The 1,463-nt window shown below is 77.9% G+C and carries 2 protein-coding genes; one reads left to right on the plus strand and one right to left on the minus strand.

Annotated elements, in window-relative coordinates:
* Nucleotides 1-113: 113 nt before the first annotated feature.
* Nucleotides 114-857 carry a spheroidene monooxygenase gene (locus ACWJ6R_RS36215; RefSeq protein WP_449066528.1) on the minus strand — a complete coding sequence of 248 codons (744 nt, stop codon included), beginning with the start codon at nucleotides 855-857 and terminating at the stop codon, nucleotides 114-116.
* Between ACWJ6R_RS36215 and ACWJ6R_RS36220 the strand changes: the two genes are divergently transcribed.
* Nucleotides 835-1,431, plus strand: coding sequence for a glycerol-3-phosphate acyltransferase (locus ACWJ6R_RS36220; RefSeq protein ID WP_449066529.1), 597 nt, complete (start codon nucleotides 835-837; stop codon nucleotides 1,429-1,431). The two genes, ACWJ6R_RS36215 and ACWJ6R_RS36220, sit on opposite strands and share 23 nt — an antisense overlap.
* Nucleotides 1,432-1,463 lie beyond the last annotated feature (32 nt).

Raw genomic sequence — 1,463 nt, forward strand, 5'->3', positions numbered from 1 at the left:
GGCCGCCGCGCGGCGGAACCGGCCCGGTGAGCGGGCCCGGTGAGGCGGTCGCGGGTTGGGGCCCGGTGGGTCGGCCTGGTGGGGCGGTCGCGGGTTCGGGCCCGGTGAGCCGGCTACGGGCGCGGGTCCGGGGAGGCGGGAGGACCCGCCAGGGGGTCGGTCCCGTCCCAGGTCCCCGTGCTGCCGTAGGGGGCGAACCGGGTGAACATCTCCTCCGAGTACCAGCCCTCGTCCCGGGTGCGCCCGATCACCCGGCGGTGCGCCCGGCCCCGGTGGGCGAAGTCGCGGACCGCGGCGGCGTCGCGCCACAGCGAGAACGTGGCCTGCCGCGCCAGCGGCCACTCCCCGACGCCGACCGAGGCCAGGCAGCCGTCCTGCTCCCGCAGCAGGGCGTCGACGGCGGGGACCGAGCGGTAGAACGCCACCAGCCGGGACGGCCGGATCGACGCCCTGGTCAGCACCGCGACCGGACCGGCGCCGACCGGGCCGCCCCCGAGCGGGCCGAACGGGTCGACCCCGCCCCAGCTCCCACGCGAGGCCAGCGGCGTGAGCCGTACCTGCCAGGACTCCGCGGCCTCGTCGCGCCAGTGGGCCGCCACCGGGGAGCGGGCGAGGAAGGCGTCCAGGTCCCGCTCGGCGCGCCAGACCGCGAACAGCGCCCAGCGGCGCAGATCCGCACCGAGACTCATGGACGCCCCCCGTCCGGACCCCAGCGACCGCCGGAACACCAGCCCGGGGGTGCGCGCCAGCACCGGGCGGTCGAACGCCATGTGCCGCATGGCCCCCAGATCCGCATACCTGACGAGGTGGAAAGAGGCGGTGCTCCCCATGCCCATGCCCGTGCTCGTGGCCGTCATCGGCGGCTACCTTCTCGGATCCGTGCCGGTCGCGGTGCTCGTCGCCCGCGCGCACGGCTTCGACCCGCGCGCGGTCGGCGACCGCAACCCGGGCTTCTGGAACATGAAGGAGCGGCTCGGCGGGCGGGCCGCCGCGCCGGTCTTCGCCGGGGACATGCTCAAGGGGACCCTCGCCGCGCTGCTCGCCCTCGGGGTGAGCGGCGGGCGCACGGCCGGGTTCGGCGCGGTCGCCGGGGGCAGCGCCGTCCCGGTGTACCTCGCCGTGGCGGCGGCGATGGCCGGGCACGCGTGGCCGGTGTTCGCCGGGTTCCGCGGCGGACGGTCGATCCTCACCTTCGCGGGCGGCTTCGCGGTCGTCTGCCCGCCCGCGTTCCTGCTGGGCCTCGCCGTGCTGGCCGTCGCGGCCCTGGCCGCCCGCTCCTTCGCGGTCGGGGCGCGGGCCGGGGTGTTCGCGCTCCCGCTGCTGCAGCTGCCGTTCGCACCGGTGGCGTACGTGGCCGGGACCGGCGCGCTGATGTGCCTCATCGGGCTGCGCTTCGGCCAGGCCGCGCGTGCCGCCCGGCGTCCGTCGTGACCTCCCGGGCGGTGCGTCCGTCCCCGTCCCCG

Source organism: Planomonospora algeriensis, from assembly GCF_977012225.1.